Below are 6,877 nucleotides of genomic sequence, written 5' to 3' on the forward strand. Positions count from 1 at the left end.
TTCCTGTTAGCCGGTGATGGAACCGCTTGTATCGGACAACCCAATCAGAAGCTGCTCTACACACAATTGACCATTGACGTGAAAACGGAGCTTCTTCCTGCAATTCGCGGCCAAATCCATATAAGAGACCCATTGTTCCGTGCTGCGGGTGATTGCCAATTTGGAGACGGACTCCAAATGATCTATGAAAACAATGCTTTCGTGCCTTCCGTAACGGAAATGAAGCATATCCTTGAACCACAAATGAAACAGATGAAACAGAATATCCAGGTGTTCAGAAAGTCCAGTTTTAAAAATCTTCTGTTGAGCGAGAATAATGGACGAACTTCCCCGGCTCATGGACTCCTTCACTAATTGTAACACTACGTTTCTAATTTCTGCAAACCAATTCTGCTGGAGAATTTCTCTACATGATTCCAGTCCCGAGGCAATGTGAACCGCCGACCGGACAAGTCCTGCCGTATATCCTTCCCCGATTAAGGCCTGCATCATCACTTCAGGCTGCAAAGCATGAAAAGGGACCTGCTGCGTCCGTGATTGGATCGTAGGCAGCAATGCCTGTCCATTTTCCGAAATGAGTATACCCACCACTGGAACCTGAGGCTCCTCCAGAAACTTAAGCAGGCTGTTTGCAGCTTGCACTGTCATGGTATCCGCCTGCTGGATAATATATACCTTCGGATTGGAGCTTTCCGATTTGTAAGAGAATATGCGCTGAAGTCCGCGAATCTGGTCAATTTTAATCGTAGCTCCATCCGGCTCTACGATAAACAGATCCGGGTGATTGCCATGCTCTACCTTACGACAGGACAGACATTCGCCACATGCATCATCCGTCATTCGCTCACAAAATAATGCTTTGGCAAAGGTCTGCGCCATCTTCATCTGTCCGCTTCCCGACGACCCGCTAAATACATAGGCATGGTTGACCGCCTCATTCCGAAGTGCGCTTTGCAGCATTTTTTTAGCTATATCCTGACCCATTATCTTTTGGAAAGACATATTTCCTCACCTATTCTGCTGCTAATTTTCCATATTCCCAACTGTCACCTACATGAATATAGTCAAAAATAATCTGCCAGCATCAGCAGCAAGCAGATTATTCCTTCGTGGCGACAGCCCGTTTGTATTCGTTTATGGCAGAAGTCTACATTTAAAACGAGAGATTAATAAGCAGCCCTCTAATTTCACCGACTCCTTGCAAAAGCTCAATTTTGCCTTGCTCGGTTTCGAGCAGATCATCTGCCATCTTGAGCAACAGCTCATCTACTTCATCAATCAGCTTATACCGCTTGCTGCGTCCCCGGCGATCCCAGCCCTTTGTGTCCTTCATAGACACACCGCGCCGAACCGTATCCTCCAGGAACCGTTTAACCAGCATCTTATAAGCCTTCAGCTCACGAATCGTCATCGAGCGTGCCAGACGGTCTCCCTGCATCTGAATTTCTTTGAAGCGACGGTTCAGTTCCTCATGCGAAGCCCGCTCCCCATTTTGCTGCATAACATCGGAAAAGCTCTTGGGCTGGATCGGCTTCGTATTCATTTCATTTGTAGACAACGTACTCTGTAAAGGGCGATAGCCCGGATTTATTTTCATATAAACCTGCTTTCCCCCCGAATACTTCCGCTTATCCCTTTTAATGAACAGCTCAACATAGAACTGGGGGAACATAGCGGCTTTCCAGGGACTGCGCCTTGGCGCTACCGTTATAGTGGATCTGTTCCTTATTCCCATGATACGGGCAAGAAACAAGTAATTCCCCTATCATATCGGCAGAATAGGTCCTTTTGTGTAGATTCAGAAGTGCTCAAAACGGTCTACAGGCATCACGAACACCGTCGCTCCGCCCACCTGTACTTCAACAGGCAAAGGCAGATAGGAGTCAGTCGTACCGCTCATAGGGGTAACGGGTGTGACTAGCTGTTCACGTACCTTGCAACTGCTGCGAATGACATTCATCAACGAGTCCACCTGATTGTCATCGACACCGATCATAAATGTCGTATTCCCTGCTCGCAAAAATCCGCCTGTACTCGCCAATTTGGTAGCACGGAAATTAGCTTTCACCAGTCCGCTGGATAATCTGTTACTATCCTTATCCTGCACAATCGCAATAATCAGCTTCATCCTGTATTCCTCCTTCAAGCCATATTAGGAACAAGCTAGTCCCTAGCTCAATTTTACCGTATATCCTTCGACAATTACATGCTAAAGTTTTGAATAAACCGCTTTTTCAGCAAATCCTTCAATACTTGCTCTACCTTCTCCGTTGCGGGAGATGCATCCACAATCGTAATTCGCTCCGGAAATTTGCGGGCCAGCTCCAGGTACGCCTCTCGTACTTTATGGTGAAAAGATATACTCTCCATATCGAGGCGATCCATTCCCTCTCCACGGGACGCATGAATTCTGGCCAATCCCAATTCAGGTTCGATATCCAGATAAAATGTAGCATCCGGCTCCCAATCATCCACCGCAAAACGATTAATCGAAGCCACTTCCTCCATCCCGATCCCTCTCGCAAACCCTTGATAGACCAAGCTGCTATCCACAAAACGATCACATAATACGATAGCTCCCTCTTCAATAGCTGGCTTTACCTTCTCCACCAGATGCTGACGCCGGGCTGCCGCATATAGAAGCGCTTCTGTCCGGGCATCCATACTTGTATGGGCAGGGTCCAAAATGATAGAGCGGATCTTTTCCGAAATTTCGATACCACCCGGTTCTCTCGTCGTAATAACTGGATAGCCTTCTTCCTCCATAAACTTGGCCAGCCGTTGGATCATCGTTGTTTTACCGGAGCCGTCTCCCCCCTCCAGCGTAATAAAAATTCCTTTGCGATTCATGCCATTCCCTGCTTTCCAGCCTGAAAAATAAGAGTCACCTACAGGCTCGTATGCTTCTTTTATTCAGTCTTCTTTATTGGTTAAGTCTCCAACATCTAATCTTTATTTTAAACGGAATACCCGAATTGTAAGCAACCTATCATCTGCTGCCCCTTGCCATTTGGCTCCCAGCTCACAGAGACGTCTCATTCGTTTAGCTATTGATTCCGTGATTGTTTCTCCTGCGTATAACAGTGGAATACCTGGAGGATACGGGATAATCATTTCCGCAGCCACCCTGCCCGCAGAGTCCTCAACAGCTACTACCTCCATCTGATCCGGTTTAACCGGTTGAAGCCCAAACTGCACCGGACTAGAATAAACCATCGCACCATCATTGTTCCACGTGGAAAAATCTAAATCTGGTCCGCGTTGCTCCTTCTGCATAGAACCCGGCCCACCAGCCGTCTCCTTAAACCGTATATCATCATTTATATGCACAAGAGCCTGCAACAGGTGATTAGCATCTTTAATCGTGGAGCCTAACGTAAACAATAAAACAACATGTTTTTCGTCACTCATCTCCGGAATACAGCCATACGCTTCCAACCCATGCTTTAAGTCAAAGCCATCCAGTACACCAAATGCATCGTACAGCACCATTTTAAAAGGGTCATGGGTCGAATATCCGCCCGCGTTCTCCCCATCCCTCTCCAAGCGCTCTGTAATGCCCCCTTGGGCTTCATTCCCCTGAGGCGCTTGCTGAATAGGCTCTACGAGACGAAAGCGTGGAAGCTGCTTCAGAGCTTTTCTAAAAGCATCTGCTGCCGCCAAGCCTTCCGTAAAAGCATTCGCCCCATGAACCGCAATATGCCGCCTTGCCAAATCAAGCGAAGCCATGAGCGGGTACGAAGGGCTGGAGCTTTGTACCATTGCCAGCCGCTGACGAAGTAGCTCCCGATTGATCCGTCCTCCCTGCACGTGTAGCATGGCCCCCATAGTCATGGCTGGTAGCATCTTATGTGTTGACTGGACGACCACATCAGCCCCACAGGACAAAGCAGAAGCCGGCAAACGGGGATGCAGCCCGTAATGGGCACCATGCGCCTCATCCACCAACAGAGGCACATGGGCCGCATGACAAGCCTTGGCCGTCGCTGTCAGGTTATGTCCCATCCCGTAGTAGTTAGGCATCGTAAGCAGTACGCCTTTGGCGGAAGGATAGGCTTTTAATGCGGTCTGTATCGTATCCGGCGACGGAGCAACCGCAAGCCCGCTGGCCGTATCTATTTCCGGCTCCAAGAACACCGCAGCAGCCCCGGACAGCATAAGACCATTCAGGACTGACTTGTGTACATTTCTCTGTACTAGCAGTAAATCCCCTGGTTCCGTACACACGGTCAAAATCATTGCCAAATTACCGACTGTACTTCCTCCAATCAGCCAAAAGCTTTCCTCTGCACCAAAGCACATCGCCGCCAGCTCCTGACCCTCACGGATCACATCCTCAGGGTGATGCAAATCGTCCAGTCCGGTAATTTCGGTCGCATCAATAGACATTACTTCTTTCAAGAGAGATGCAATATCTTCATTTTCATATACTTGTCCATTTTTGTGGCCAGGCACATGATAAGAAGCATTGCTTTGAGCCCGGTAACGTAATAGAGCTTCCATTAATGGTGCGTGTGAAGCCTTTTTCCCCATCATTCTGCAATCCTTCCGAAACAAAGCTTTATATCTTCCCTATTTTATCGTAAAATCAAGCGGAATCCTACTTTTACTCACAGAAAAAAAAGCCCGTACCGACAGGCCTTGGAATACTAACCCTTTAAAGACTTGCTGACAAAGGATATTATGCATTTTTCTGTACCCAAATTTGCTTTAGTTGATCAATAAAAAAATGATATTTGGCGTCTGTCGCATCCGTGCGTACCATTTCAGCTTCACACGCATCGCAGATAAACTCGGAAACGATATAGATGCCTTCATGCTTGTGTTGTCCGCATATAATGCAGCGGTGGCCGCCTTGATCATGCATATCCATCCCACCCTTGTTTCTTTTACTATTAGTATGGGGCACTTTCTACTATTTTAAACCTTTTCATAGCCCAGCTCGACGATATACTCTATATATATTCCATGTGAGCCCTTATGGTGTTTGTACCGACATGTTTAAAAAACAGCCTTCTATGCCGATATAATAAGAAAAGCTCCTACATATGGATGCCCTTTCATTGGAGCCGTTTCATACTTCATTCGTAATAGCTTTTCCCTGTAATTATAGAATAGGTTGGCTCACACTAGAAGCCGATCATTCTATAGCCTTACCCAAGCAATTTAGTGCTTGTCAGAGCCGCATGAGCGCAGCACCGTCCCTTTTTCCGGCTGTGGGCGGTCGAGAAGCCATTTGTGATGCAGTAGATTAATGAAAGGACTGTTTGCATGACAGAGGAAACCGGAACCAAAGCTACCTACTATCACTACAAGCTCATTAAAAAAATCAGTATTCCGCGTCAGCTGATATGGAGTCACATCTCGTTGCCTGTTATTATGCTTCTTTTCCTGCTTCTTGCCTTTTCATGGACTAGCCTGTTTTTGTTTGCTCTAGCTTTCTTCCTGACCTTATGGGTACACTTCGTGATCTCCCGATCTGTACTGTTCATAAGCAAAACATCCTTCCGCAAGCGCTGGGCATTTCACCGCAAGCTGCCTTGGCTGGGTTATATGACAGACCAGTACATAGGCTACGGCCTCTTTCGCCGTGTGCATATACATACGCTATGGATCGGCATCTGCTTGTCCGCTGTATTCATTCTCTGGTCTCCGCCAGCCTTTACTGTATCCTTGCTCTTTTGGCATCTGTGGCTTATTGCACCGCGCCTATACATCCTGAGCCGTCTTACAGGCGAAAGGAAAGATGGCATGTTGAAGTTCACCGATGAAGATGCCTCATATTATCAGCAGTAGACTAGCCATTCATCTATCCATATAGATAGAAGCTTATACCTGATCTGGCATATCTCCCATGAGCTAGAACCGCATATTAAAAAAGGAGCAGCCCTATAAGGTTGTTCCTTTTTATTTCCCTCACCATTCCACACTACCATCTTTAACACTCTAATATACCAATCAATATAAAAAAGGAAGCCCCATCTACTTAACAGCAGTTTTGAGTGCTTCCTTATATCAAGCTTTATCGTTCATTATACACAGCATCTTATCTGCTACATTCGAGGTCGCTTGTGACTTACCTAAAGCAGCCCTATGTCCGTAGCCCCCTGTATCCAGGTCGAGAACCGCGAATTACTAATTAAGATCTACACTTTTGCTTTTCGCAGCAGCTTTACCATCCTTCGGGACCAATACAGTAAAAGAACCATCATGCACAGACAAGTGCACCATAAGTTTATTTTTCAGGAATACTTTTTGATTAAAAGTTGATAGATTCGGTTCTTCCGTCCAGCCCCAGGCTGCAATTTCCTCCAGATAGGGAGCAGGCAAGCTATCACTTTCCTTCAAAGCCGGTAATGCATAGCGTACATAGTCCATGTCTGAGTTACTGCTAGCCCGATCAGTTTTACTCGCTTCTTTAGGGACAGGAAACGTTTTTTCGTTCGCTGCACCCTCAAACGATGTCCAAGAAGGCTCCTCTGTCCCGCACCCGGTAAGGATCGCGACAGCGACACTGAATAGCACCAATAGAGCAAGCCATTTATTTCGCCGCATGATCTTCCCTCCTTACCAGCTTGATTCACTATACAAACCCAATTCAAGAATTTGCATAATTCTGCAAGAACGCAGCGTGTGTATATGGGATTCAGTACCTATATTATACCGGGTTTCCAATAACATTCCGTAACAAAAATGTTACCTTCCTTTTGTAAGAGCATTTCTAAAATATACGTACGCAAAAAAAGAACCACAATCTCAAGGAGATCATGGTCCTTCTTTCTTTTGCTTGGCGACGTCCTACTCTCCCAGGACCCTGCGGTCCAAGTACCATCGGCGCTGGAGGGCTTAACGGTCGTGTTCGGGATGGGTACGTGTG

8 protein-coding genes and 1 rRNA gene are annotated in these 6,877 nt (G+C 46.7%); 1 reads left to right on the plus strand and 8 read right to left on the minus strand.

What is annotated here, in order from left to right:
• Positions 1 to 6 precede the first annotated feature (6 nt).
• The 6 genes from holB to ABH897_RS24910 all read right to left on the minus strand — a co-directional run bounded on the left by holB (position 7) and on the right by ABH897_RS24910 (position 4,867).
• Complete coding sequence (gene holB, locus ABH897_RS24885; RefSeq protein WP_404521358.1) at positions 7 to 1,002, minus strand: DNA polymerase III subunit delta'; 996 nt, start codon at positions 1,000 to 1,002, stop codon at positions 7 to 9.
• A gap of 151 nt (positions 1,003 to 1,153) precedes the next feature.
• On the minus strand, positions 1,154 to 1,597 hold the full coding sequence (locus ABH897_RS24890) for a YaaR family protein (RefSeq protein ID WP_404521360.1): 444 nt from the start codon (positions 1,595 to 1,597) through the stop codon (positions 1,154 to 1,156).
• A gap of 201 nt (positions 1,598 to 1,798) precedes the next feature.
• Positions 1,799 to 2,128 (minus strand): cyclic-di-AMP receptor, encoded by a 330-nt coding sequence (locus ABH897_RS24895; protein ID WP_007427998.1) that lies wholly within the window; start codon positions 2,126 to 2,128, stop codon positions 1,799 to 1,801.
• Positions 2,129 to 2,202: 74 nt separating this feature from the next.
• On the minus strand, positions 2,203 to 2,850 hold the full coding sequence (gene tmk / locus ABH897_RS24900; protein WP_404592846.1) for a dTMP kinase: 648 nt from the start codon (positions 2,848 to 2,850) through the stop codon (positions 2,203 to 2,205).
• Between the two features lie 102 nt (positions 2,851 to 2,952).
• A complete protein-coding gene (locus ABH897_RS24905; RefSeq protein ID WP_404592847.1) occupies positions 2,953 to 4,536 on the minus strand; it encodes an aminotransferase class I/II-fold pyridoxal phosphate-dependent enzyme in 1,584 nt (527 codons plus the stop codon).
• A 145-nt stretch (positions 4,537 to 4,681) separates the two neighbouring features.
• The gene (locus tag ABH897_RS24910) at positions 4,682 to 4,867 is read right to left on the minus strand and encodes a sigma factor G inhibitor Gin (RefSeq protein WP_283654038.1); all 186 of its coding nucleotides are present in this window, start codon (positions 4,865 to 4,867) and stop codon (positions 4,682 to 4,684) included.
• 404 nt (positions 4,868 to 5,271) lie between these two features.
• On the opposite strand from ABH897_RS24910, the gene ABH897_RS24915 reads away from it, so the two are divergent.
• Positions 5,272 to 5,796 carry a hypothetical protein gene (locus tag ABH897_RS24915; RefSeq protein WP_283654037.1) on the plus strand — a complete coding sequence of 175 codons (525 nt, stop codon included), beginning with the start codon at positions 5,272 to 5,274 and terminating at the stop codon, positions 5,794 to 5,796.
• Positions 5,797 to 6,135: 339 nt separating this feature from the next.
• Here ABH897_RS24915 and ABH897_RS24920 read toward each other — a convergent pair whose 3' ends face one another.
• Positions 6,136 to 6,555 (minus strand): hypothetical protein, encoded by a 420-nt coding sequence (locus ABH897_RS24920; protein ID WP_283654036.1) that lies wholly within the window; start codon positions 6,553 to 6,555, stop codon positions 6,136 to 6,138.
• Positions 6,556 to 6,785: 230 nt separating this feature from the next.
• Positions 6,786 to 6,877, minus strand: a 5S ribosomal RNA gene (gene rrf, locus ABH897_RS24925); the annotation flags it as partial.

Origin of the sequence: Paenibacillus sp. RC73 (assembly GCF_044908085.1) — a bacterium.
Taxonomy (GTDB): Bacteria; Bacillota; Bacilli; order Paenibacillales; family Paenibacillaceae; genus Paenibacillus; species Paenibacillus terrae_A.

What these genes read in the sequence shown, in the direction of transcription:
- holB (WP_404521358.1), bottom strand. Translation starts at nt 1,002, where the DNA reads ATGTCTTTCCAAAAGATAATGGGTCAGGATATAGCTAAAAAAATGCTG.
- ABH897_RS24890 (WP_404521360.1), bottom strand. Translation starts at nt 1,597, where the DNA reads ATGAAAATAAATCCGGGCTATCGCCCTTTACAGAGTACGTTGTCTACA.
- ABH897_RS24895 (WP_007427998.1), bottom strand. Translation starts at nt 2,128, where the DNA reads ATGAAGCTGATTATTGCGATTGTGCAGGATAAGGATAGTAACAGATTA.
- tmk (WP_404592846.1), bottom strand. Translation starts at nt 2,850, where the DNA reads ATGAATCGCAAAGGAATTTTTATTACGCTGGAGGGGGGAGACGGCTCC.
- ABH897_RS24905 (WP_404592847.1), bottom strand. Translation starts at nt 4,536, where the DNA reads ATGATGGGGAAAAAGGCTTCACACGCACCATTAATGGAAGCTCTATTA.
- ABH897_RS24910 (WP_283654038.1), bottom strand. Translation starts at nt 4,867, where the DNA reads ATGCATGATCAAGGCGGCCACCGCTGCATTATATGCGGACAACACAAG.
- ABH897_RS24915 (WP_283654037.1), top strand. Translation starts at nt 5,272, where the DNA reads ATGACAGAGGAAACCGGAACCAAAGCTACCTACTATCACTACAAGCTC.
- ABH897_RS24920 (WP_283654036.1), bottom strand. Translation starts at nt 6,555, where the DNA reads ATGCGGCGAAATAAATGGCTTGCTCTATTGGTGCTATTCAGTGTCGCT.